This is a genomic window from Candidatus Thiodiazotropha endoloripes (assembly GCF_001708965.1).
Lineage (GTDB): Bacteria > Pseudomonadota > Gammaproteobacteria > Chromatiales > Chromatiaceae > Thiodiazotropha > Thiodiazotropha endoloripes.
Genome location: NZ_LVJW01000006.1, coordinates 1,506,446 through 1,529,953, shown reverse-complemented (window position 1 = coordinate 1,529,953; position 23,508 = coordinate 1,506,446). Strand labels below are relative to the sequence as shown.

Genomic DNA, 23,508 nt, shown 5'->3' with positions numbered 1-23,508 from the left:
GGAATGCATCGAGCAAGATCAGGAGGAAGAGAGAGTCTGTCTACTGCCCAACAAGCAGTTATCGATGCTCTCAATTAAGAGCATCCCCTCTCACCTCGCGGTAGAGAGAATGCATCGAGCAAGATCAGGAGTGAGAGAGAGTCTGTCCACTGCCCAACAAGCAGTTATCGATGCTCTCAATTAAGAGCATCCCCTCTCACCTCGCGGTAGAGAGAATGCATCGAGCAAGATCAGGAGTGAGAGAGAGTCTGTCCACTGCCCAACAAGCAGTTATCGATGCTCTCAATTAAGAGCATCCCCTCTCACCTCGCGGTAGAGAGAATGCATCGAGCAAGATCAGGAGTGAGAGAGAGTCTGTCCACTGCCCAACAAGCAGTTATCGATGCTCTCAATTAAGAGCATCCCCTCTCACCTCGCGGTAGAGAGAATGCATCGAGCAAGATCAGGAGTGAGAGAGAGTCTGTCCACTGCCCAACAAGCAGTTATCGATGCTCTCAATTACGAGCGTCCTCTATCCCCTCGCGGAAGAGGGAATGCATCGAGCAAGATCAGGAGGAAGAGAGAGTCTGTCTACTGCCCAACAAGCAGTTATCGATGCTCTCAATTAAGAGCATCCCCTCTCACCTCGCGGTAGAGAGAATGCATCGAGCAAGATCAGGAGTGAGAGAGAGTCTGTCCACTGCCCAACAAGCAGTTATCGATGCTCTCAATTAAGAGCATCCCCTCTCACCTCGCGGTAGAGAGAATGCATCGAGCAAGATCAGGAGTGAGAGAGAGTCTGTCCACTGCCCAACAAGCAGTTATCGATGCTCTCAATTACGAGCGTCCTCTATCCCCTCGCGGAAGAGGGAATGCATCGAGCAAGATCAGGAGGAAGAGAGAGTCTGTCTACTGCCCAACAAGCAGTTATCGATGCTCTCAATTACGAGCGTCCCCTCTCCCCTCGCGGGAGAGGGAATGCATCGAGCAAGATCAGGAGTGAGAGAGAGTCTGTCTACTGCCCAACAAGCAGTTATCGATGCTCTCAATTACGAGCGTCCCCTCTCCCCTCGCGGGAGAGGGAATGCATCGAGCAAGATCAGGAGTGAGAGAGAGTCTGTCTACTGCCCAACAAGCAGTTATCGATGCTCTCAATTACGAGCGTCCCCTCTCCCCTCGCGGGAGAGGGAATGCATCGAGCAAGATCAGGAGTGAGAGAGAGTCTGTCTACTGCCCAACAAGCAGTTATCGATGCTCTCAATTACGAGCGTCCCCTCTCCCCTCGCGGGAGAGGGACAGGGAGAGGGGGAATAAAACGGCCTGCGCAAAGCGCACACCGAAACTCATAACCGAGTCTAATTTTTTAGAGGAAATGAAATGACCAACAACCTAACCCCCGGCGCCCGCTTCCGGGCCGCCATCGAACAGGAGAAACCGCTGCAGTGTGTGGGCGCCATCAACGCCTACCACGCACGCCTCGCCGAGGCTTCCGGTTACCGCTCCCTCTACATCTCCGGTGGTGGTGTCGCAGCCGGATCCTGTGGCATCCCCGATCTTGGCATCACCACCCTGGAGGATGTACTCACCGATCTGCGTCGTATCACCGAAGTCACCGAACTGCCGGTGCTGGTCGATATCGACACCGGCTGGGGCGGCGCCTTCAATATCGCCCGCACCATCCGCAACATGAACAAGTCCGGCGCCGCAGCGGTCCACCTGGAGGACCAGGTACAGCAGAAGCGCTGCGGCCACCGCCCCAACAAGGCGATCGTCTCCCAGATCGAAATGGTCGACCGCATCAAAGCGGCGGTGGATGCCAAGCTGGATGACGACTTCGTGGTCATGGCCCGCACCGACGCCCTGGCCGTGGAAGGCATGCAGTCCGCCATCGATCGGGCCTGCGCCTGTGTCGAAGCGGGTGCCGACATGATCTTTCCCGAGGCGATGACCGAGCTCGACCAATACCGGGAGTTCGTCAATGCGGTGAAGGTGCCGGTATTAGCCAACATCACCGAATTCGGCTCCACGCCCCTGTTCACCGTAGATCAGCTTGCGAGTGCCGGCGTAAGCATTGCCCTCTACCCGCTGAGCGCCTTCCGCGCAGCTAACGCCGCCGCCCTGAACGTCTACCAGAGCTTACGCAAGAACGGCACCCAGCAGGGCGTTGTCGACACCATGCAGAACCGCATGGATCTCTACGACTACCTGGGCTACCACGATTTCGAACAGAAACTGGACTCACTGTTCGCTACTGAGGAGCGGGCGGAGAGTTGAAAATTTTTTCCGCGAATGGACACAAACCACCACGAATTGACGCAAATGAAATGACTTCGTTATTCACGCCATTTGCGTTTTTGAGCGGTGATTCGCATCCATTTGCGGTTGAGACTCAAAACAGCCAAATAACGCAGTACCAAATTACACACATCGTATCAGAGGAGGTTTCCCCATGAGCGACCCCAACCAAATCCTGCCCAAGGCGAAGAAGTCTGTCGCCCTCTCCGGCACCGCTGCCGGCAACACCGCAATCTGCACCGTCGGCCGGACCGGTAACGACCTGCACTACCGCGGCTACGACATCCTCGACTTTGCAGAGAAAGCGGAGTTCGAAGAGATTGCCTATCTGCTGATTCACGGCACCCTGCCCACCCCCTCGGAGCTGGCAGCCTATAAGACCAAGCTGAAGTCGATGCGCGGCCTGCCCCTGGCGGTAAAACAGGCGCTGGAGGCGATCCCCGCCTCCGCCCATCCGATGGATGTGATGCGTACCGCCTGTTCGGTGATGGGCAGCTGTGTACCGGAGAAAGAGAGCCACCCGGCCGCCGAGGCGCGTCAGATCATCGACCGGCTGATGGCCAGCTTCGGCTCCGCCCTGCTCTACTGGTACCACTACGCCTTCAACGGCAAACGCATCGATGTGGAGACCGACGACGACTCCATCGGCGGTCACTTCCTCCATCTGCTGCATGGCGAGAAGCCAAAAGAGTCCTGGGTGCGGGCGATGCACACCTCCCTGGTGCTCTATGCCGAGCATGAGTTCAACGCCTCCACCTTCACCGCACGGGTCGTGGCGGGCACCAACTCCGACATGTACTCCGCTATTACAGCGGCGATCGGTGCCCTGCGCGGTCCCAAGCACGGCGGCGCCAACGAAGAGGCCTTCCGCATCCAGAGCCGTTACCACAGCGCCGATGAAGCGGAAGCGGATATCCGCGAACGGGTCGGGCGCAAAGAGATCGTGATCGGATTCGGCCATCCGGTCTATACCGTGGGCGACCCACGCAACGAGGTGATCAAACGGGTCGCCAAGGATCTCTCGGAAGAGGCAGGCAACATGACCATGTTCAGTGTCGCCGATCGCCTGGAAGCGGTGATGTGGGAGATCAAGAAGATGTTCCCCAACCTGGACTGGTTCTCCGCGGTCTCCTACAACCAGATGGGCGTACCCACCGACATGTTCACCCCACTGTTTGTCATCTCCCGGGTCAGCGGCTGGGGCGCCCATGTGATCGAGCAGCGTGAAGACGGCAAGATCATCCGGCCTTCGGCCAACTACACCGGACCGGAAAACCGGGCCTGGGTGCCGATCGAAGAGCGAGGATGATTTTGACACTAAGCGTTATGGAACCGGCTTAAGCCGGGCCTTCTGATCCCCCTCTCCCTGGCCCTCTCCCCCGAGGGGAGAGGGGACGTTCTTAATTGAGTGCATCCATAACCATCAGCTGGGTAGTAGTAGAGACTGTTTGCACACGCCAGCGTCTGCTCCATGCATCCCCCCTCCCCTCGCGGGAGAGGGCCAGGGAGAGGGGGGCGCGAAGCGACAACAAAGCAGCCGAGCTCCAAGAAACTCACACCAGCGATCCAACTTGCCAATTCAGCAAATGAGAACTCCATGAACACCGAATTCAGAAAACGACTGCCCGAGACCGACCTGGACTATTTCGACACCCGCGAGGCAGTCGAGGCAATCCAACCCGGCGCCTACAGCAAACTCCCCTATACCTCCCGTGTGCTGGCGGAGCAGCTGGTGCGCCGCTGTGATCCCGAGCTGCTGACCGATGCCTTGAAACAGCTCATCGAACGCAGACGGGATCTGGATTTCCCCTGGTATCCGGCACGGGTGGTCTGTCACGACATCCTGGGGCAGACCGCGCTGGTCGACCTGGCGGGACTGCGCGATGCGATTGCCGACAAGGGTGGCGATCCGGCCAAGGTCAATCCGGTGGTGCCGACCCAGCTGATCGTCGACCACTCCCTGGCCGTGGAACATGCCGGCTTCGATCCGGAGGCGTTCGAGAAGAACCGGGCCATCGAAGACCGTCGCAACGAGGATCGCTTCCACTTCATCGAGTGGTGTAAGACCGCCTTCGACAATGTGGATGTCATACCCGCCGGCAACGGCATCATGCACCAGATCAATCTGGAGAAGATGTCGCCGGTGATCCAGGCCCGCGATGGTATCGCCTATCCGGACACTTGTGTCGGCACCGACAGCCATACCCCCCATGTGGATGCCCTCGGCGTGATCGCCATCGGCGTCGGTGGTCTTGAAGCGGAGAACGTGATGCTGGGGCGCGCCTCGATGATGCGGCTGCCGGAGATCGTTGGCGTCAAACTCACCGGCCAGAGACAACCCGGTATCACCGCCACCGACATCGTGCTGGCATTGACCGAATTTCTGCGCCAACAGCGGGTGGTCTCAGCCTATCTGGAGTTCTTCGGCGAAGGGGCCGAGAGCCTGACCATCGGTGACCGGGCCACCATCTCCAACATGACCCCGGAGTTCGGCGCCTCGGCCGGACTCTTCTACATCGATCAACAGACCATCGACTACCTGAAACTGACCGGCCGTGAGCCTGAGCAGGTCGCCCTGGTCGAGAACTATGCCAAGCAGACCGGCCTGTGGTCGGACGACCTGGCGGCTGCGGAGTATGAGCGGCTGCTCGAGTTCGACCTCTCCAGTGTGGAGCGCAACATGGCTGGCCCCTCCAACCCCCACCGCAGACTGCCCACCTCCGCCCTGGCGGAGCGGGGTATCGCCGGCGCCTGGGAAGAGAAGCCGGGTGAGATGCCCGACGGGGCGGTGATCATCGCTGCCATCACCAGCTGCACCAACACCTCCAATCCCCGCAATGTGGTGGCCGCCGGCCTGCTGGCGCGCAAGGCCAACCAGCTGGGACTGATCCGCAAACCCTGGGTCAAATCCTCTTTTGCCCCCGGCTCCAAGGTAGCCAAACTCTATCTGCAGGAGGCGGGCCTGCTGGGCGAACTTGAGCAACTCGGTTTCGGCATCGTGGCTTACGCCTGCACCACCTGTAACGGTATGAGCGGCGCTCTGGACCCAAAGATCCAGCAGGAGATCATCGACCGGGATCTCTACGCCACCGCCGTACTTTCCGGCAATCGTAATTTCGACGGCCGCATCCACCCCTATGCCAAGCAGGCGTTTCTCGCCTCGCCGCCGCTGGTGGTGGCCTATGCCATCGCCGGCACGGTTCGCTTCGACATCGAACAGGATCCCCTCGGCCATGACCAGGATGGCAACCCGATCACCCTCAACGATGTCTGGCCCAGCGATGAGGAGATCGACGCCATCGTCAACCAGTCGGTGAAGCCGGAGCAGTTCCAGCAGATCTACCAGCCCATGTTCGATCTGGGTGAGCGGGTGGCGGCAGAGAGCCCACTCTACGACTGGCGTGGAAAAAGCACCTACATCCGTCGTCCACCTTACTGGGAAGGGGCACTGGCCGGTGAGCGCAGCCTGCAGGGGATGCGTCCCCTGGCGGTCCTCGGTGACAACATCACCACCGATCACCTCTCCCCCTCCAACGCCATCCTCGCCAGCAGCGCCGCCGGTGAGTACCTGGCGAAGATGGGCCTGCCGGAGGAGGACTTCAACTCCTACGCCACCCACCGTGGCGATCATCTGACGGCCCAGCGGGCCACCTTCGCCAATCCCAAGCTTCTCAACGAAATGTGCCGGGATCAGGCAGGTGAGATCACCCAGGGTTCCCTGGCCAGACTGGAACCGGAAGGTGAGCAGATGCGCATGTGGGAAGCGATCGAAACCTATATGCATCGCAATCAGCCGCTGATCATCGTGGCCGGTGCCGACTACGGACAGGGCTCCTCCCGGGACTGGGCCGCCAAAGGCGTGCGCCTGGCCGGGGTTGAAGCGATTCTGGCCGAGGGCTTCGAGCGCATCCACCGCACCAACCTGGTGGGCATGGGTGTACTGCCGCTGGAGTTCATGCCCGGAGAGAACCGACAGAGCTACGACATCGATGGCACCGAGACCTTCGACGTGATCGGCCAACCCACCCCCAGAGCGGAACTGACCGTGGTGATGCACCGCCGCAACGGGGAGTCGGTGGAGATCCCGGTCACCTGCCGGCTCGATACCGCGGAAGAGGTCTCCGTATATGGCGCCGGTGGGGTACTGCAGCGCTTTGCCAATGACTTTTTGGAAGCGGAAGCCGGTTAATGATGCTATCCGCCTCTCAAGCGGGGTTCACCCCCTCTCCCCCGGCCCCTCTCCCACGAGGGGAGAGGGGAGCTTTTGCATCAAGGAGGATGCTTATGAACAAACGGATTTTCGCAAAACGATTGCGTCAGAACATGACCGACGCGGAGAGAGTCTTATGGAAGCATTTAAGGGCCCATCGGCTGTCAGGTCAGAAGTTTCGACGACAACAGCCCGTAGGACCTTACATCGTGGATTTCATCCACTTTAGTGAAAAGCTGATCATCGAGTGTGATGGTGGCCAGCACAATCAAAGTTCCACCGATCGCAAACGGGATGCCTGGCTCAGCCAACAGGGCTTCCAGATCCTGCGCTTCTGGAACCACGACATCCTCAACAACACCGAATCTGTCCTGACTGAAATCCTCTCTCTCTTACCCCCCTCTCCCCTCGCGGGAGAGGGGTCGGGGGAGAGGGGGAATCAAAAGGAACAGGAGTAACGCCCATGCCATATACCGAATCAATCCCCGTCAAAGGCAGCATGAACGAAACCAACATAGGTGTTCACCCAAAGATGACCAACCCATCAAACAAGGTCACTACAGCCTAAACAAAACAGATTCAAACCTGACTAGCACCCACCCTCTTACCCCCCTCTCCCCTCGCGGGAGAGGGGCCGGGGGAGAGGGGGAATCAACAGGAAAAGGAGTAACACCCATGCCATATACCGAATTAATCCCGTCAAAGGCAGTGCTGACGAAAACAACAGAGGCGTTCACCCAAAGATGACCAACCCATCAAACAAGGTCACTACAGCCTAAACAAAACAAATTCAATCCTGACTGGCACCCACCCTCTTACCCCCCTCTCCCCTCGCGGGAGAGGGGCTGGGGGAGAGGGGGAATCAACAGGAAAAGGAGTAACGCCCATGCCATATACCGAATTAATCCCCGTCAAAGGCAGTGCTGACGAAAACAACAGAGGCGTACATCCAAAGATGAACAACCCATCAAACAAGGTCAAAACAGCCGAAACAAAACAGATTCAATCCTGACTGGCACCCACCCTCTTACCCCCCTCTCCCCTCGCGGGAGAGGGGCTGGGGGAGAGGGGGAATCAACAGGAAAAGGAGTAACGCCCATGCCATATACCGAATTAATCCCCGTCAAAGGCAGCATGAACGAAACCAACAGAGGTGTTCACCCAAAGATGACCAACCCATCAAACAAGGTCAAAACAGCCGAAACAAAACAGATTCAATCCTGACTGGCACCCACCCTCTTACCCCCCCTCTCCCCTCGCGGGAGAGGGGCCGGGGGAGAGGGGGATTAAAATCAGCAGGAACAACGAGGTAACACCCATGCCCCACAAACCCCAAATCAAAATCCCCGCCACCTACATGCGCGGCGGCACCAGCAAAGGCGTCTTCTTCAACCTGACCGACCTGCCCGAAGCCGCCCAGCAACCGGGTGAAGCCCGCGACCAGCTGCTGCTCAGAGTAATCGGCAGCCCCGACCCCTACGGCAAACAGACCGATGGCATGGGCGGCGCCACCTCCAGCACCAGCAAAACAGTGATCCTGGCGAAAAGCGATCAGCCGGATCACGATGTGGACTATCTGTTCGGTCAGGTCGCCATCGACAAGGCCTTCGTCGACTGGAGCGGCAACTGCGGCAACCTCACCGCCGCCGTAGGCTCCTTCGCCATCGCCAGCGGCCTGGTGGCCCCTGAGCGAGTCCCTGACAACGGCATCGCCGTGGTACGCATCTGGCAAAAGAACATCCAAAAGACCATCATCGCCAATGTTCCGATCACCAATGGCGAGGTCCAGGAGACCGGCGACTTCGAACTCGACGGGGTCACCTTCCCCGCCGCTGAAGTAAAGATCGAATTCATGAGCCCTGTAGACCCTTCGGAGGCGATGTTTCCCACCGGCAACCTGGTGGACGATCTGGAGGTACCGGGTATCGGCAGCTTCAAGGCCACCATGATCAACGCCGGCATCCCCACCATCTTTCTTAATGCGGATGAGATCGGCTATAACGGCACCGAACTGCAGGAAGCCATCAACGGCGACCCGGCGGCACTGGAGCGCTTCGAGACGATCCGCGCCCATGGGGCAATCAAAATGGGACTGATCAACGCAGTGTCGGAGGCAGCAGCCCGTCAGCACACCCCGAAAGTCGCCTTTGTCTCTCCCTCCGCCAGCTATACCGCATCAAGTGGCAAAGGAATATCAGCCGATGCCATCGATCTCAATGTCAGAGCGCTCTCCATGGGCAAACTGCACCACGCCATGATGGGTACAGCCGCAGTGGCGATCGGTACAGCGGCCGCAATACCCGGCACCCTGGTCAACCTGGCCGCTGGTGGTGGCGACCGGGAGTCGGTCACCTTCGGGCATCCCTCAGGCGCCCTTAAGGTCGGCGCGGCCGCCTCCCAACAGGCTGGCAACTGGATTGTAGAGAAGGTGGTGATGAGCAGGAGTGCCCGCATCCTGATGGAAGGAACGGTAAGAATACCGGGTGATGTAATTCCCGTTTAATAAACCAAATATCACTTGCCAGTAAGATTTGAGACGACTTTTCATGGGTAATTTGGGCCCGTGAGGTCTCGCTAACTTGTGGGCCGCAAGGCCCGACAAGCTGATTGCACTGTTAGGCTGTTTAAGCGCAGAGGCTACAAATATTTGGTCATTCTGATAAACACAGTTGGAATAAAACTTGAATTTGGCCATTTCGAGGACTCAACCATTCCAAGCCGTTTGTACAATCTCCTGGCACCATCATTTTTTGCTGAAACATCCAAACTGAGTCTGGTTGACCCACTTGCTCTAGCACGATTCTCTATCTCCTGCATGAGGATTGAGCCAATACCGGCTCCTCTAAATTCGGCTTCGATTGCGATTCCCTGTACGTAGAAATCACCCTCAGGGATAGTCTCAAGGATACGCCATATTGGCGCAAAAAGGATCCGCATAAGTTTCAGTCGAATAACGTTTCTTTTTGCAGCACTTTGTAGTGGCTCTTCAGAAAACATACGCTGTTGTTTTTCAGTAAATGATGAACTCATACCGACTATTTTTGTATCAACTTCGGCAAAAATCACATGCTCATAGGAGAGTGAATGCCCTCTATCAATGTATGCCGTAGCGATAATGCTTTCTGATTCTCGGCCCAGCATAATTCGGAAAAACCCTTCTGCAGCCTGATCGAGGTAATGAGCGAATTGCAAACCCTCTTCAAATTCCGGTTTCGCCGGCCTAAGTAATATTGTTTTTTCTTTTCTTTCCATCTTCAATGCGATTTGATGAACTGGTTATTTGCTGCCGAACGCTTGGGCTCAGTGGGGCGAGCGATAGCGAGCATCCAATGGAGCTCTTGGTTATGTTTTATTTTTAAACAAATCATTAAGCACTCTTGGGCTAAATATTAATGTTGCACCAATTATTAGGCTTGCTAATGTCGATAAAAAGTCACCAAAATCAAACATTAATTCTATTTCTGATGGGAATAGGGGTATAACACTCTTTAAAAATGAACCTATTGATGTTGCTATTAGAAATACACCGATTAAGCGAAGGATATTGTTAATTGATATATCGCTCTTTGATATTTCCTTTGACTCTGAACTATCAAGCACATAAGCAACTAGTTCACTTTTAAATGTGAACAAAAGACCGACAAAAACCAGAAACGCAAGATGCCAGGAAATTGCGAGTATTTGAGTGGTTTGAAATCCCTCTCTGCTATTAGAGTCAAATATCCAAACTATTTGTGTAATAGCGGATATTCCCGATACTAAGAAATATATACCGAACAATTTCAATCCGATTGAGAGTAAAGTTCTGCTATTCATTTCGATTTTTCACTAAAACATAACGTTGGGGTAAGAGGCACGGAGCAGCATAGCTGCGGAGTGTCCTAGCGAGTGCAACGAGCGGCTTGACCCCCTTGTAATGCCTGACTATAGTACCAAATATTGGTACCAACCTTAGGCTAAGCAGATGAGCAAGAACACGAGCATTACCCTTAATGAACACTTTAACTCTTTTATTGATAACCAATTGAAAAACGGAAGATTTTCTTCTACCAGTGAGGTTGTGCGTGCAGGTTTGAGGTTGCTTGAGGAAGAGGAGACAAAACTTGTTGCACTTCGAAAAATGCTGGATGAAGGCGAATCTAGCGATTTTGTAGAGTATTCCCTCGACGGGCTGATTTCTGAACTTGATGACGATTCTCATTGATACCCACCTTCAAGCTTAAAGCCAGAGCGAAAGATGATTTGAAGGCGATTGCCGTTTTTACCCAAAAGCGATGGGGTAGAAATCAGCGCAACAAATACTTGCATCAATTTGACGATTCCTTTCATCAGTTGGCAGACAACCCAAACCTCGGAAGTGCTTGTGACTATATAAGACCTGGATATAGAAAATTCCCAGTGATCAGCCACGTAATCTATTACAGGATCTCTGGTACCGAATGCGTAGAGATAATTCGAATTCTTCATAAACACATGGATGTCTCTTCCAAGCTCTTTGAGGCATAACGCCTAGCTCAGCGGAAAACCGGGAGCGCAGCGACTGGTTTTTCCGATGCAGCTACTTGTTAAGAGCTTTTTGTGACAACAGATCATCAATAGTTTTGTTTGCCAGCGTGACAGCAAGCTTAGATGTGTCAGACCGGAGGTTTTCTGTGATTTCCCTTTCAGTTGTTTTAGGCAAGTAATGAGCCCTCCACTCCTCAAAAGAGTTACACGTTATATCTTTATTTGAAGGTTCTTTTTTAGTTTGGCTCATTGATCATTCCTCTGAAGTAATTTGCAAAAAAGTGTTGATTAAGCTCTGAAGGAAAATAGTGCTTCCGCTTTACCCATACTAGGCCATCGCCTTTTGAAATAACAGCAACATCAATGGGACCGCCAACTGTCTCTAATGACTTAGTCATTCGCCTTTTGAATGCAGTAAGGTTTACAAGAGATTCTGCCATGGCAGCTAATTCATCTTTAGGTAAGGCGCATACCATTTGCATAATTGGGTTGGCATGCTCAGTTTGCGTATGTTGCTGTAGTTGTGAAAGAAACTTCCCAAGTAAATCAGATACATCATTTTGAAGAGTAGAAATGGTTTTTTCTTTTTCTTCTTCTGTGCCGGAAAGGGAATCAGCATCAAGAAGATCGGGTATTCTCGCATTCATTTGATTTAAGTAATCTATCAAAAAGACTTGAATAGAAGGATTTATACCATGCATGAATGATGCAACCATATCATCCTGTGCAAACGGGATGATTGAGCATTCTGCTCCTTTACCAATTGCTCTACTTTTTTTCTCCACGTATTTATATTTTAGTTTGTTCTCAACAACTCCTTCAATTTCATGGCAAAGCACGACTGGATAAATTTCTTTTTCTCCAAACCCTGCAATGACCAGACCAGATGTACTCTCTGAAAAAACATCCCTAGAATGTATGAAAGCAGCAATATCATACAGCTTCGATAATATCGAGCGTGTAGGTGTCAAACCTTGAAATACATCTTTTATTAATTGCTTTGCGATTGGTTGATACTTCTTCCTGATTCCTTTCTCGTCAGTTTTGGTAACTTTAACAACTAGTTCCATATCTTTTAGAGCATTATGCTGTTTCTTTACACACTCTTCGAAAACAACCTGCGTCTCGGACTCTTCGATCTTTCCCTTAATTTTAATAACTTCTTGAATGTCCTCAATTAGAACTTCAAGGATAAATTCAAAATATCCTCTAATATTTCGTTGAACCCACGCTTTTTGAGAGGACTCAGGGAAGAAATCGTTTGTTGTTCGAACAAACTCAAAAAATGTATCAGCGTACTCCTGTAGCGTGTTAAATCTCTTTTCACTAATATCTTCCCTGAATATTTTAATTATCGTTTCCCATGGAACGTCTATTAAACTGGCATTTCCATAGATCATCACACCAACCGGAGCTACCTTTGATAAGGAAAAAAGCTTTAAGGCCGAGTTGTAGATTTTTTGGCTTCCAATTGTAACTGCGCTATCTGCAGCTAAAGCTACAGCGTTCCTGTTTATTATCGCAACTTCTGCGGTCATTTAGCTTTCTCCTTTTTGCGCTTAACGGCTCAGCTCAGCAGGGCGAGCGATAGCGAGCATCCGCTGAAGCTGATGGTTATGTGATGAACACATTGCGCAGCTCGCGCTAAAAGCCATATTTCGAACCCCACCAAAAAAATACTATTGCTAAAATTCCGACTTGGATTATGGCCATAGCCCAGAACTTACGTTGCCTTTGTTGAACATTACTTTGCACTTTTAATAAAGCATCAAGCAACTCATTATTCTTTTTTAATTCATTAAGAATAGATTTTTGAATATTTGAGCCCTGTGATGCTTGGCTACTGCCAGATTCGTTCATTCTTCTATTCCATTTACCTTCACATAACGTTGCCTTCAGCGGAGCAGGCGCGTCAGCGACTGTATCCGCTGAAAGGCCTGGTTAAGTATATTTACTTTGTGCATGTGCATATTTTTCAGAGAACATGCCAACCACAAAAAATACTGGAATAACTACTATATAATGCGCATATCCTATTAACCATGAGTTAATTCTGCTGATTAAATCAATGCTTGGATCAATCCAGCCTTGAGAAGACAGAATTAAAACTGTCGCAACAAGAACGCCAATTATTAATAATCTAAATTTACTTGATTTAGGGTGTGCAATGGAAATAAGTAAGCCCACTACTGAATACCAACCACAGAAGACCATTAAATCTAAATAAACCATTTGATGCCCTTCATAGGTGCGCCCGCCAGCTATATTGAGAATAACTGTGTTCATAAAGAACGCTCCAAAGACTGTGGCAAGTATTCCAAGCAGCTCTATAGAATGTTGTTTAATACTCATCGTTGATTTTGACACTTAACGACCAAGCTCAGCCGAGGAGGCGTGGCAACGCCGACGTCGGCTGGAGCGTCTGGTTATGTGCCATAAGTATCACCCTGTAGCGTTTCCTTGATACAAGCGATTTTTTCAAATGCCCCACCAGCACCGTGATAAGTTTCTGCATGAAGGTTAAACTTTTGGCCACATGATGTGCATGAAAAATAGTTATCAACTATGTCCCCCCAGTGACTACCTCGTGTTAATTCCTCAAATGGCTCACCTAATTGGCCTGCACCCTCATACTTTAGGACTCCCTTTTTTACTGCCTCATCTGCCTTCTTTATAGCCCGTTTAAGATCTGCCGGTAATTTTATTGGAGTTCCTGATATTAGTCTTAAGCATTGATCACAGCTCATAATTTTCCTTGCACATAACGCCACGCATCACCGGAAATATAACGTTGCAGAGCGAAGCGGCGCAGCTTTATATTTTCCGAGTGAATGCGATTGTTAGCTCTTATTTGTATCTGCACTAACAATTATCCCATTTTCCTTATCTTCTAAGGCAATACACACAGCAATCATTGCAAGTTCCTTACTACGTTTTTTTGGATCCGCTTTAATAAGACTTTGAATTTCAGTATTTTCAGCATATTTCTTTGATAGCTCAGTAAGGTATTGAACCTTCAGCTCTTCATTCTCTAAAATCCAATCTGGCAACTCATCCTGAATAAATGACGGGATAGAAATGATATCTTTTGATTTTGTAATTTTTTGAGCAGATATCTTACCTAGCTCTTTAAAAAACGAATCAGCAAATTTCATAAAGCAATATATTATTCCAGGCACTAAAACTATCGCTAGACTCAGATCCAAACTTCCAGCCTTGGCGTATAAAATATCCGTGCCCGTATCATAGGCACCAATAACCCTAAGCCGATTGTTTATGTAACTATTAACAAGCTCACTCGATTTGAAACGAGAGAAATATAAGTCTATCCGAATACTTTCTGGTGCAATTGATATACTAAACGCCTCCTTTCCAGTCGTACGAACCATGCTTCGTGCAAGAAAGTATTCAAAAACCATTCTGTGGGAAAAACTTACGCCGTCCTCAGTAATATTTAGTAACGGCAGGTTCATCAGCGCATTTATTAGACGGTTTTTATCGTATGAACCATCAATTGTATCGACCATTTTGTCAGTCAACTCGCTTAACGTGATTAAATGTTTTTGTTCAACCGCAAAATGAACAGCAAGATTTTCGAGAAAGCGTAGTCTTGTAGACATGGTCATATGATTCATACCACCAAAACTTCTTGGGCTATCAAATCCCGAAAGTTCCTGTTTTACGAAGATATCTATTAAGGCTAAAGAGTTAATATTCTCCACTGAAATATCATATTGAGAAATCACATTTGAAAATATTTCAAGCAACAAAGGGCTATTTATTGAATTTCTAATATTTGGTGAGTTTTTAAGGCCTTCGTATACTTTACGATAACTTCGTTCAAACCTTCTTTTAAGAAAACCTTCTATTTGTTCTTCAGATAAGGGACTGATTTTAAGATTGCTGATTATAGATGAATCAAGAGGGTCTAATTCATATGACAATCTTGAAGTTATTATTATATTTACATTTGCGTGGTTATTTATGAGACTCGTAAGCGCCGAAAGATACGAGTTGCCGTCCCGTACTTCATCGAGCCCATCACAAAACAAATATAGAATATGATCTTCAGCTGTTTTCTTTATCTCTAAAATACAACGCTCTAACAAATCAGAAGGGGATAAATAGTCCCTGATTCTGATATAAACACCACGGGTGTGTTTTTTCTTTTCGCTATCAATCTGACTTAAATAGTGTTTTAGAAGTGCAGTTTTTCCTGAACCAGCCTCACCCCGTATTAAATAACTTTTAGGGTGATCTAAAACAAAGCCAGGTGAAACCTTGCTTGGTTGATTCGGCTCTTCACCTAAAATCAACTCTGGTTCAATATAGGATTCAAATTCCATAAAGCTTCCTACCTAGAGCTAACAGTTGATTATGTGGACGGCACATGTATTGTATTATGACGCCAATTGTACTATAAATGTTCTCATTCATGGAATGAATAAATAATAATGAGAGCATATACTCATGGAACACAATCCGGCTATAAGTCCTAAAATCGCCAAGTTTTGGCAGAATTACACTGCGATGCTGAAACGTTTTCGCATTCCAGCTAAATCCATACCCTGGTATCGACGCCATGTTGAAGCATTTATGGCTGATCACCCCAATACCAGACTCAGATCTCATTCGGCCAAAAGTATCATCGACTGGCTTGAGCGCATTGGAAGAGAGCCCCAGATCAATGCCTGGCAATATCGTCAGAAGGTCGATGCACTGAGAATTCTGTACGGCCACTGTTTACGCCAACCCTGGTGTAGTGAGTTCGATTGGGATAGGTGGTTGAATGGTGCGAGAGCTTTGGAAAGTGACCATGTATCGGTAGCCCGCACAGTCGAAATGATCGAAAAATCGGTCGAGGATCCTAAAAACCACCTGGCCAGGACTTTTCCCGATCTCTACCGGCGCTTTTTGGTTGCAATGAGGCTTCCTGACTATTCCATCAATACGGAAAAGAGCTATCTCAACTGGATTAACCGTTTCCTTCGCTTCCATAATAACAGGCATCCCTGTGACTGCACTGAATCAGACGTTGCCTCCTTTCTAGAACATTTGGCGCTCCAACGCAAGGTTGCCAACGCAACTCAGTCGCTGGCGCTGAATGCCATTGTTTTTCTCTATGCCCGTGTTTTAGAAAGACCTTTGGGAAATATCGGTCCATTTTCATACTCAAAAAAACCAAAACGCATACCAACTGTGTTGAGCATTAAGGAAATAAATTCTCTACTAATGCAAACGAAAGGAGTCAATCAACTGATTCTACAACTCATGTATGGTACCGGTATGCGGGTTATGGAGTGTGTACGCCTTCGCTTGCTTGATCTCGATTTCGACTACCGCAATATCGTTGTGCGCGCCGGTAAAGGTAAGAAAGATCGCACTGTGCCTATGCCGGATCTGCTGATATCCCCACTACAAGCTCAGGTCGAACAGGTACAAGCGCAGCACAAAAATGATCTGAAGGCTGGTTTCGGTTCGGTTTTCCTGCCAGACGCGCTCTCTCGCAAATACCCGAATGCCGATAAGGAGTTACGTTGGCAATATCTGTTTCCCGCCAGTCGCATTGCGCAGGATCCTCGAACCGGCGTCTTGCGTCGCCACCATTTACATCAGTCTGCTGTTCAAAAAATGGTAAAACGTGCCGCTACAGCAACCGCTATCCGCAAGCGGGTAACCAGTCATACTTTACGCCACTCCTTTGCCACTCATCTGCTTGAGGCGGGTTCAGATATCCGCACTGTTCAACAGTTGCTTGGTCATGCTGATGTCTCAACCACGATGATCTACACCCATGTTATCGGCCGGGGCGGACAGGGGGCCAGGAGCCCACTTGATCGACTTGCAGGCCAGACTCACGGCCATACCGGTATTTAACTCTGCAATCCATCCTTGTGGTGGCTCCTGAATCCCAGCCTGCACCGGAATCACCATGATGAAATACGTATTAGAGAGAGTGCACTGTTTGCGTTTTTCGCTTTCATTTGCGGACTGATCCCTCTTCGCCATCCATGGCAGAATCAACCTCAACTGACAACTTCTTCCCGGGACGGATTCACCGGAGGAAATCGCTCATCCAGCGCCACCGATGGCCCATCTGCGGTGACGATACGAGCGTGCTGACGACGTAGATCCCGAGCCGACTTCACCCCACAGGAGTGGGCGATGACTCCAACCTCATGCACCAGATTAGTGACATAGTTGGCCACACGGTCCGCCTTCACCTCAGGCACCAGGCCTTTCTGTAGTTTGGGATCATGGGTTGTAATGCCGGTGGGACAACTGTTCTTGTTGCACTGAAGCGCCTGGATACAACCCAGGGCAAACATGAAACCCCGTGCGGAGGTAATGAAATCGGCCCCGACACAGAGCGCCCAGGCCACATCCGCCGGGGTGATCAGCTTACCGGAAGCGACCACCTTGACCCGATCCCGCAGACCATGGGCATTGAGCCGATCCACCAGGATGTAGAGACTCTCTCTGAGGGAGAGCCCGACCGCATCGATCAACGGCATGGGTGCCGCACCGGTTCCCCCATCACTGCCGTCGAGGGTAATGAAGTCGGGGGCGGAGGATGCACCCCGCTTGTTAATTTCATCGAACAGACTGTCGAGCCATTGAGGACCGCCGATCACCGTCTTGAAACCCACCGGCTTGCCGGTCACCCGGCGCACCCGTTCGATCATATCCAGCAGATCGCTGCTGCTGCGGATATCGGGATGGCGATTCGGGCTGATCGCATCCTTGCCCGGCGGAATACCACGAATCTCGGCGATCTCTTCGGTCACCTTCTTTGCCGGCAGAATCCCCCCTTTACCCGGCTTCGCCCCCTGGCTCAGTTTGATCTCAAACATCTTCACCTGGGGCAGTGCGGCCGCTTCCTTCAATTTGTCATCATTCAGGTTGCCGGCCAGATCCCGCACACCGTTCTTGGCCGTACCGATCTGAAAAACGATGTCGGCACCCCCCTCCAGATGGTAGGGAGAGACCGCCCCCTCGCCGGTGTTCATCCAGCAGCCGGCACGCTTGGCACCCATGGAGAGGGCCAGCACGGCAGGTTTGGAAAGCGCACCGTAGCTCATCCCGGAGATGTTGAACAGGGAAGCCGTGGTGTAGGGGTGTTGGCAATCCTCACCAATGGTCACCGGGCCTGGCGGCACCGCATCCTCACCCAGGGTCGGGAAGGGGCAGTTGACGAACAGGATCGAACCGGGGCGTCGGATATCCCGGGTGGAGCCGAACGCCACCGTGTTGGGCAGATTCTTGCCGGCCCGATAAACCCAGCTGCGCTGGGCCCGGTTGAACGGCAGCTCCTCCCGGTCCATGGCAAAGAAGTATTGGCGAAAAAACTCACCAAGATGTTCAAAGAAGTAGCGAAAATGACCGATGACCGGATAATTTCTCCGAATCGCTGTCTTGGTCTGGGTGATATCGAAGATGTAGGTGACGATCACCGCCACCAGGATCAGGGTCAACACCACCAACAGTATGACGGAGAAGATCTCCAGGGTAGCCAGCAGAAAATTCTGGATCGACGATTCTGAACCACTCATTTCAACCTCCTCGGATGCAAAGCGGATGCGACAAACCATCACAGCCAATGATCAGCATTGGATGAAACTACAACCTACGGGGGTCTGGTGGTGCACCCTCCTGGAGAATGGCGTGGTGCGGTTTCGATCGGTTCGTACCGACTGGGCTTGCGGCTCCTGCTCGGACTGACCCGAAGTTTCATACCTTTTTATCGGCCTGTGGATTAGGAACTTGATTCCAGTCAGTCAGGAAGCGTTTGTATTTGAAGCCCTTGCCAGCCACATCGCCCCCTGACCTATAACGTTTCCAGTCAGCCCGGGGAGACGATTTGTTGTCACAAAATCCCCATGATCAGCCATACGCATTGGGTTAAACTAGCGCGCAACATCAACCTCAATAGCATCTCAAGACCATGCGTTTTAAAAACAATCCAAGCTTGCTGTTTGTCCTGTTGCTGAGCCTGTTTTCACAACCTCTGTGGGCAGAAGAGACAAAGGCCAACGCTGACACGGAACAATCAGAAACCAAACCGGCCGCAGTCCCGCAAACCCTCAAATCCCCCCGCGCCACCATGGAGACCTTTCTCCATGCCATGAACGACATCAAGCGGGGCGCTCCGGAACGGATCGAGGCAGCGATCACCACTCTGGATCTGTCGGCCATCAATTCGTTGGTGAGAAAGGAGCAAGGGAGTGACCTGGCCTGGATGTTGATCGAGGTGATGGATCGAACCCGGGTGGTCGATCTGAAAAAGGTTCCGAACCAAAGCGATGGCCCCACCTATCTGTTTCACAGCTATGAACACGGCGACATCCGTATTGCCCGCACCGGGTCCGGTGCCTGGCTGTTCGACCAGAACACCATCAGCCAGCTGCCGGCGATTATGGATGAGGTGGCCGAGACCCAAAGGGTCGACGGCAAACAGGCGGAGTCGAGCAAAATACCCTGGCATATCCGCTTTCGTCAGCAGATACCCGCCTCCTTCAAGGCGGCCACCTTTCTGCTGCCCAACTGGCAGTGGCTGGGCCTGCTGTTCACTATCCTGTTGGGCGTGGTGGCAGACAAGCTGCTCTCCTTTTTCCTGCGCAGCGGGGTACGCCGCTGGCGCAATCAGACCAAGCACCAGGAGTTCAAAGAGATCTCCGACGATATCCTGCGCCCGCTTGGACTGATGGCCATGGCGCTGATCTGGTGGAGCGGCATCAACCTGATGGGGCTGACGGAAAACGTCATGCTGATACTGCTGGTTGCGGTGAAGTTTCTCGCCAGCATCTCCGGGGTGTGGGCAGCCTATCGCCTGGTGGATCTGGTCTCGGCGTTTCTGCATAAACGGGCCCAGCTCACCGAAAACAAACTGGATGATGCCCTGGTACCGCTGATCCCCCGCACCTTGAAGATATTCGTTACGGTGATCGGCTTTGTCTTCATCGCCGACAACCTCAACGTGGATATCTCCAGCCTGCTGGCGGGTCTCGGCCTTGGTGGTCTGGCCTTCGCCTTGGCGGCCAAGGATATGGTGCAGAATCTGTTCGGCTCGGTCACCGTGCTGATGGATCGCACCTTCTCCGTAGGTGACTGGATCATCGTCGACGGAGTGGAGGGAAGTGTTGAACGGATCGGCTTTCGCAGCACCCGGATACGCACCTTCTACAACTCGGTGGTGACGGTACCCAACTCCAAGTTCATCACCGCCACGGTGGATAACATGGGAGAGCGACGCTATCGCCGCCTCTCCTGCAAACTCTCCCTCACCTACGACACCCCGCCGGATCGTATCGAGGCCTTCTGCGAAGGAGTTCGGGAGCTGGTACGTCAGCACCCCTATATGCGCAAGGACTACTACCATGTCTACCTGAATGAGTTCGCCGCCTCCTCCCTGGATGTGCTGCTGTATGTCTTCTGGGAGACGCCGGAGTGGAATACCGAATTGCGCGAACGCCACCGTTTCATGCTCGACATCCTGCGCCTCGCCCAGGGACTGGAGGTCGAGTTCGCCTTCCCCACCCAGACCCTCTATATGAAGCAGGAAGAGGGGGATGGCAGTGCGGCCGATGAGATGAGTCAAACCAAAGCTCAACAGCTGGGACAGTCCCTGGCACAGCAGATCGTAGCGGATACCACCGGCACCGGGGTGAAACCGCCACCGGTCACCTTTCCGTAGCATTGGGATTGGCAGCGGCAACAGTAAGCGTTAGATGAGGATTTTCACCGTCTCAGACATCCACATCGACTTTGCGGTGAATGAGCAGTGGATCGCCAATCTCTCCGACTCGGACTATCTCGATGACTGTCTGATTCTGGCTGGCGACATTTCGGACTCGGAGGCCCTTATCGCCCGCTGTTTTGATCAGCTGATGCGGAAATTCAAAGCGGTTTTCTACGTTCCCGGCAACCACGATATCTGGGTTCGCAAAGACTCCCTCGCCGACTCCATTGAGAAATTTTTCAAGCTGCTTGAGTTGGCGCAGCAGCATCAGGTGATCACCGAACCCAAGCGTCTCAACGGCACCAGCATCGTTCCGCTCTTCTCCTGGTACGACCTCAGTTTCGGCACCATGAGCGATACCCTGTTGGGTAAGTGGATGGATTTCAGCCACTGCAAATGGCCCGAGTCACTGGAGACTCCGGAGGCGCAAAATCGGTTCTTTCTGGGTAAAAACAAGCTCCAGCTGGCTCACTCGTCCGAGCGAGTGATCACTTTCTCCCACTTTCTGCCCCGCATCGATGTAATGCCGGATTTCATTCCCCACCGGTTTCGCGACATCTACCCGGTGCTGGGCAGCCCGCAGCTCGATCAGCAGGTTCGCGCCCTCGACTCAGATATCCATATCTACGGCCACAGTCATGTCAACCGGAGCGTGAAGATCAAAGGCGTTCGCTACATCAATAATGCCTTCGGCTACCCCTCAGAGACCCGCATCGCGGCGAAGGTGCTGCTTGAGATCGATCTATGATCCGGATTGACCCGCTTTGGTTTTTTTAGGATTCCAATAATTGGCTGCCAATGGATACCAATCACCGCAAACGCCCGGCCAGAACTGCTTGATAGCCCCTCTCCCTTGATGGGAGAGGGGTTGGGGAGAGGGTGAGCATCAAGCATTTGATGCATCTGAGCATGAAGATCAAAGGTGTTCGCTACATCAATAGTACCTTCGGCTATCCATAAGAGACCCGCATCGCGGCGAAGATGCTCCTTGAGATCGACCAATGATACGGATTATCTCCCTTTGGTTTTTTTAGGATTCCAACAATTGGCTGCCAATGGATACCAATCACCGCAAACACCCGGCAAAAACCGCTTGATAGCCCCTCTCCCTTGATGGGAGAGGGGTTGGGGAGAGGGTGAGCATCAAGCATTTGATGCATCGGAGCGTGAAGATCAAAGGCGTTCGTTACATCAATAGTGCCTACGGCTACCCCTCAGAGACTCGCATCGCGGCGAAGACGCTCATGGAGATCGATCTATGATCCGGATTGACCCGCTTTGGTTTTGTTAGGATTCCAATAATTGGCTGCCAATGGATACCAATCACCGCAAACACCCGGCCAGAACTGCTTGATAGCCCCTCTCCCTTGATGGGAGAGGGGTTGGGGAGAGGGTGAGCATCAAGCATTTGATGCAATTGAAGTTTAACTGCACTCATCCATCAATCTTTGTATTGGGGATTATTTAGATTGATTGGGGTGGTAATGGATTATCCCCCTCTCCCCCGGCCCCTCTCCCGCAAGGGGAGAGGGGAGCTACTCTCTCATTTACATTCACATGCTGTTGGTTACGGAGTGATCTATCCGACACTGAAGAACTATGTAGTAAGCATTGACGCTGATCAGCGAAACCTAGGCAACCGATTTCCCAGCCCAGGTTTTACGCTTCGACTCATCACTCATCAGATGGTGGTCGATGAGCAGCTTGTAGGCGAGCTTCACATCCTTGTTGGAGAGGGCTTCAAAACTGGTGATCGATTCCGGCCAGGAGCGGGTCCAGCGAAGCGCCTGCTGCCCCTCCTGGGTAAAGGTTGAGTTACCGATCACACGGGTTGCGCAGTGGAGGTTTTCCGGACCAAGCCAGTTGACCAGCGGAAACTCCAGACGCTTGGGATCATCTTCGATGACGGCGGCATCGACCAATGTCGCCAGCTCAGGATAGCGGGCCGCCAGCATGCGAAACATATGCTGAATCAACGCGATGGTGAAGATCTTCATCTGCACCCGGCGTTGACGCCTGGAGGAGAGGCGCTGAATCAGTTTGTAGGCATGCAGCGCCGGGCGAAGATCCTTGGCAAGAAAGCGCTTCAGAAAAGCGGGATCCATCACCGCTTCACTCTCGAAGTCGAGATAGGCGGTCTCCATACCCTCTTTGGAGAACATCTGCTCCGCCAGCAGAACCGGGTCACTGAGATACAACAGACAGTGGCATTTCAACTCCCGTAACAGGGCTTCTGTGGCCAGTAGGCCGTGGCTCTCCTTGAGAATCAGGATGGGATCCGGGGGAGCCTCCCTATCCTCTGCCATCAGATCGTATCGTTTCTCTGCCTGCTCTCTTTCGACGTAAATCCGATAGACCCGGCTCATCGGATGGTCTGCCGTCAAAACCTTCTGATAGGGCATCGCCAGCCTCTCCCCGTGATTGGAGAGGGTCAGCTTGGGCTCGAACTTCACCAGGGGATGGTGGATGTAGTGATTCTCAGGCAGCGACTGTGAGAGTAGCTGCACGAAGTGGCTGATACCGGTGCCATCGACCCCCAGCACCAGATGGATATCGCCGCCATTACCCATGTAACCCGCGTGGGGCAACTGCTGTTTATTGAGGCGTTTTTTCCAGAGTAACTGGCTGAGAAGCAGGCGCTTGTTGGGTTTGAGAATCTTTTTCATTCAGGGATCTCATGGGTTCGCGTCGTCCCTGAAGACTCAAGAGAGAGGCATACTATTCAAGTTCTAGAGGAAGTATAAGACAACAGCTGTGAAACCGGTCGCGATTTAAACAC

Annotated in this window: 23 protein-coding genes; 12 read left to right on the top strand and 11 right to left on the bottom strand. The window is 51.9% G+C overall.

All coding sequences use genetic code 11. The features are described 5' to 3' along the window. The 7 genes from A3193_RS20845 to prpF all read left to right on the top strand — a co-directional run. The coding region (locus A3193_RS20845; RefSeq protein WP_235615032.1) for a hypothetical protein at positions 1-184 on the top strand (184 nt) is incomplete at its 5' end. A 1,172-nt stretch (positions 185-1,356) separates the two neighbouring features. Beyond that, positions 1,357-2,253: a methylisocitrate lyase gene (gene prpB / locus A3193_RS17570; RefSeq protein WP_069015400.1), complete on the top strand. Its 897-nt coding sequence runs from the start codon at positions 1,357-1,359 to the stop codon at positions 2,251-2,253. A gap of 175 nt (positions 2,254-2,428) precedes the next feature. Continuing rightward, positions 2,429-3,583, top strand: coding sequence for a bifunctional 2-methylcitrate synthase/citrate synthase (gene prpC / locus A3193_RS17565; protein WP_069002964.1), 1,155 nt, complete (start codon positions 2,429-2,431; stop codon positions 3,581-3,583). A gap of 288 nt (positions 3,584-3,871) precedes the next feature. Then, a complete protein-coding gene (acnD, locus tag A3193_RS17560; protein WP_069015399.1) occupies positions 3,872-6,463 on the top strand; it encodes a Fe/S-dependent 2-methylisocitrate dehydratase AcnD in 2,592 nt (863 codons plus the stop codon). A 95-nt stretch (positions 6,464-6,558) separates the two neighbouring features. Then, positions 6,559-6,942: an endonuclease domain-containing protein gene (locus A3193_RS17555; RefSeq protein WP_069015526.1), complete on the top strand. Its 384-nt coding sequence runs from the start codon at positions 6,559-6,561 to the stop codon at positions 6,940-6,942. A gap of 428 nt (positions 6,943-7,370) precedes the next feature. Continuing rightward, entirely contained in the window at positions 7,371-7,496 is a 126-nt protein-coding gene (locus A3193_RS20935) for a hypothetical protein (RefSeq protein WP_268806845.1), read from the top strand. 306 nt (positions 7,497-7,802) lie between these two features. After that, positions 7,803-8,987: a 2-methylaconitate cis-trans isomerase PrpF gene (gene prpF, locus A3193_RS17550; RefSeq protein WP_069015398.1), complete on the top strand. Its 1,185-nt coding sequence runs from the start codon at positions 7,803-7,805 to the stop codon at positions 8,985-8,987. A 134-nt stretch (positions 8,988-9,121) separates the two neighbouring features. Here prpF and A3193_RS17545 read toward each other — a convergent pair whose 3' ends face one another. Both A3193_RS17545 and A3193_RS17540 read right to left on the bottom strand, forming a co-directional pair. Continuing rightward, positions 9,122-9,736 (bottom strand): GNAT family N-acetyltransferase, encoded by a 615-nt coding sequence (locus A3193_RS17545; RefSeq protein ID WP_069015397.1) that lies wholly within the window; start codon positions 9,734-9,736, stop codon positions 9,122-9,124. A 90-nt stretch (positions 9,737-9,826) separates the two neighbouring features. Continuing rightward, positions 9,827-10,300, bottom strand: a complete 474-nt coding sequence (locus A3193_RS17540; RefSeq protein ID WP_069015396.1) for a hypothetical protein — start codon at positions 10,298-10,300, stop codon at positions 9,827-9,829. Positions 10,301-10,448: 148 nt separating this feature from the next. Here A3193_RS17540 and A3193_RS20185 point away from each other — a divergent pair, with 148 nt between their 5' ends. Further along, positions 10,449-10,688: a type II toxin-antitoxin system ParD family antitoxin gene (locus A3193_RS20185; protein ID WP_071891702.1), complete on the top strand. Its 240-nt coding sequence runs from the start codon at positions 10,449-10,451 to the stop codon at positions 10,686-10,688. Then, the gene (locus A3193_RS20180; protein WP_305782049.1) at positions 10,685-10,990 is read left to right on the top strand and encodes a type II toxin-antitoxin system RelE/ParE family toxin; all 306 of its coding nucleotides are present in this window, start codon (positions 10,685-10,687) and stop codon (positions 10,988-10,990) included. Before A3193_RS20185 ends, A3193_RS20180 begins: the two co-directional genes overlap by 4 nt. 52 nt (positions 10,991-11,042) lie before the next feature. On the opposite strand, the gene A3193_RS17525 is transcribed toward A3193_RS20180, so the two are convergent. The 6 genes from A3193_RS17525 to A3193_RS17505 form a co-directional block, all read right to left on the bottom strand. Then, on the bottom strand, positions 11,043-11,240 hold the full coding sequence (locus A3193_RS17525; RefSeq protein WP_069015393.1) for a hypothetical protein: 198 nt from the start codon (positions 11,238-11,240) through the stop codon (positions 11,043-11,045). Next, positions 11,227-12,528, bottom strand: a complete 1,302-nt coding sequence (locus A3193_RS17520; protein WP_069015392.1) for a hypothetical protein — start codon at positions 12,526-12,528, stop codon at positions 11,227-11,229. The genes A3193_RS17525 and A3193_RS17520 overlap by 14 nt, the downstream gene beginning before the upstream one ends. Positions 12,529-12,634: 106 nt before the next feature. Continuing rightward, positions 12,635-12,850 (bottom strand): hypothetical protein, encoded by a 216-nt coding sequence (locus A3193_RS17515; protein WP_069015391.1) that lies wholly within the window; start codon positions 12,848-12,850, stop codon positions 12,635-12,637. A gap of 81 nt (positions 12,851-12,931) precedes the next feature. Continuing rightward, positions 12,932-13,342 (bottom strand): hypothetical protein, encoded by a 411-nt coding sequence (locus tag A3193_RS20470; protein ID WP_141694547.1) that lies wholly within the window; start codon positions 13,340-13,342, stop codon positions 12,932-12,934. A 74-nt stretch (positions 13,343-13,416) separates the two neighbouring features. Then, on the bottom strand, positions 13,417-13,737 hold the full coding sequence (locus A3193_RS17510) for a hypothetical protein (RefSeq protein WP_069015390.1): 321 nt from the start codon (positions 13,735-13,737) through the stop codon (positions 13,417-13,419). Positions 13,738-13,830: 93 nt separating this feature from the next. Continuing rightward, the gene (locus A3193_RS17505) at positions 13,831-15,336 is read right to left on the bottom strand and encodes an NACHT domain-containing protein (RefSeq protein WP_069015389.1); all 1,506 of its coding nucleotides are present in this window, start codon (positions 15,334-15,336) and stop codon (positions 13,831-13,833) included. 184 nt (positions 15,337-15,520) lie between these two features. On the opposite strand from A3193_RS17505, the gene A3193_RS17500 reads away from it, so the two are divergent. Further along, positions 15,521-16,867 carry an integron integrase gene (locus A3193_RS17500; RefSeq protein WP_069015388.1) on the top strand — a complete coding sequence of 449 codons (1,347 nt, stop codon included), beginning with the start codon at positions 15,521-15,523 and terminating at the stop codon, positions 16,865-16,867. A 149-nt stretch (positions 16,868-17,016) separates the two neighbouring features. Here A3193_RS17500 and A3193_RS17495 read toward each other — a convergent pair whose 3' ends face one another. After that, positions 17,017-18,543, bottom strand: a complete 1,527-nt coding sequence (locus A3193_RS17495; protein WP_069015387.1) for an FMN-binding glutamate synthase family protein — start codon at positions 18,541-18,543, stop codon at positions 17,017-17,019. Positions 18,544-18,935: 392 nt separating this feature from the next. On the opposite strand from A3193_RS17495, the gene A3193_RS17490 reads away from it, so the two are divergent. Then, a complete protein-coding gene (locus A3193_RS17490; protein WP_069015386.1) occupies positions 18,936-20,684 on the top strand; it encodes a mechanosensitive ion channel family protein in 1,749 nt (582 codons plus the stop codon). Positions 20,685-20,718: 34 nt separating this feature from the next. Beyond that, complete coding sequence (locus A3193_RS17485; protein ID WP_069002977.1) at positions 20,719-21,477, top strand: metallophosphoesterase family protein; 759 nt, start codon at positions 20,719-20,721, stop codon at positions 21,475-21,477. Between the two features lie 459 nt (positions 21,478-21,936). On the opposite strand, the gene A3193_RS20465 is transcribed toward A3193_RS17485, so the two are convergent. Next, complete coding sequence (locus tag A3193_RS20465; protein ID WP_139116868.1) at positions 21,937-22,167, bottom strand: hypothetical protein; 231 nt, start codon at positions 22,165-22,167, stop codon at positions 21,937-21,939. A 193-nt stretch (positions 22,168-22,360) separates the two neighbouring features. Beyond that, a complete protein-coding gene (locus tag A3193_RS17480; RefSeq protein WP_069015385.1) occupies positions 22,361-23,395 on the bottom strand; it encodes a hypothetical protein in 1,035 nt (344 codons plus the stop codon). Positions 23,396-23,508 lie beyond the last annotated feature (113 nt).

Excerpts from the sequence above, each read along its gene's own strand:
- A3193_RS17490 (WP_069015386.1), top strand. The coding sequence starts at position 18,936 with ATGCGTTTTAAAAACAATCCAAGCTTGCTGTTTGTCCTGTTGCTGAGC.
- A3193_RS20465 (WP_139116868.1), bottom strand. The coding sequence starts at position 22,167 with ATGAGTGCAGTTAAACTTCAATTGCATCAAATGCTTGATGCTCACCCT.
- A3193_RS17480 (WP_069015385.1), bottom strand. The coding sequence starts at position 23,395 with ATGAAAAAGATTCTCAAACCCAACAAGCGCCTGCTTCTCAGCCAGTTA.
- acnD (WP_069015399.1), top strand. The coding sequence starts at position 3,872 with ATGAACACCGAATTCAGAAAACGACTGCCCGAGACCGACCTGGACTAT.
- A3193_RS17540 (WP_069015396.1), bottom strand. The coding sequence starts at position 10,300 with ATGAATAGCAGAACTTTACTCTCAATCGGATTGAAATTGTTCGGTATA.
- A3193_RS17515 (WP_069015391.1), bottom strand. The coding sequence starts at position 12,850 with ATGAACGAATCTGGCAGTAGCCAAGCATCACAGGGCTCAAATATTCAA.
- A3193_RS17510 (WP_069015390.1), bottom strand. The coding sequence starts at position 13,737 with ATGAGCTGTGATCAATGCTTAAGACTAATATCAGGAACTCCAATAAAA.
- A3193_RS17495 (WP_069015387.1), bottom strand. The coding sequence starts at position 18,543 with ATGAGTGGTTCAGAATCGTCGATCCAGAATTTTCTGCTGGCTACCCTG.
- A3193_RS17505 (WP_069015389.1), bottom strand. The coding sequence starts at position 15,336 with ATGGAATTTGAATCCTATATTGAACCAGAGTTGATTTTAGGTGAAGAG.
- A3193_RS17545 (WP_069015397.1), bottom strand. The coding sequence starts at position 9,736 with ATGGAAAGAAAAGAAAAAACAATATTACTTAGGCCGGCGAAACCGGAA.
- A3193_RS20470 (WP_141694547.1), bottom strand. The coding sequence starts at position 13,342 with ATGAGTATTAAACAACATTCTATAGAGCTGCTTGGAATACTTGCCACA.
- prpF (WP_069015398.1), top strand. The coding sequence starts at position 7,803 with ATGCCCCACAAACCCCAAATCAAAATCCCCGCCACCTACATGCGCGGC.
- prpB (WP_069015400.1), top strand. The coding sequence starts at position 1,357 with ATGACCAACAACCTAACCCCCGGCGCCCGCTTCCGGGCCGCCATCGAA.
- A3193_RS17555 (WP_069015526.1), top strand. The coding sequence starts at position 6,559 with ATGAACAAACGGATTTTCGCAAAACGATTGCGTCAGAACATGACCGAC.
- A3193_RS17500 (WP_069015388.1), top strand. The coding sequence starts at position 15,521 with ATGCTGAAACGTTTTCGCATTCCAGCTAAATCCATACCCTGGTATCGA.
- A3193_RS20185 (WP_071891702.1), top strand. The coding sequence starts at position 10,449 with ATGAGCAAGAACACGAGCATTACCCTTAATGAACACTTTAACTCTTTT.
- prpC (WP_069002964.1), top strand. The coding sequence starts at position 2,429 with ATGAGCGACCCCAACCAAATCCTGCCCAAGGCGAAGAAGTCTGTCGCC.
- A3193_RS17520 (WP_069015392.1), bottom strand. The coding sequence starts at position 12,528 with ATGACCGCAGAAGTTGCGATAATAAACAGGAACGCTGTAGCTTTAGCT.
- A3193_RS17525 (WP_069015393.1), bottom strand. The coding sequence starts at position 11,240 with ATGAGCCAAACTAAAAAAGAACCTTCAAATAAAGATATAACGTGTAAC.
- A3193_RS20935 (WP_268806845.1), top strand. The coding sequence starts at position 7,371 with ATGCCATATACCGAATTAATCCCCGTCAAAGGCAGTGCTGACGAAAAC.
- A3193_RS17485 (WP_069002977.1), top strand. The coding sequence starts at position 20,719 with ATGAGGATTTTCACCGTCTCAGACATCCACATCGACTTTGCGGTGAAT.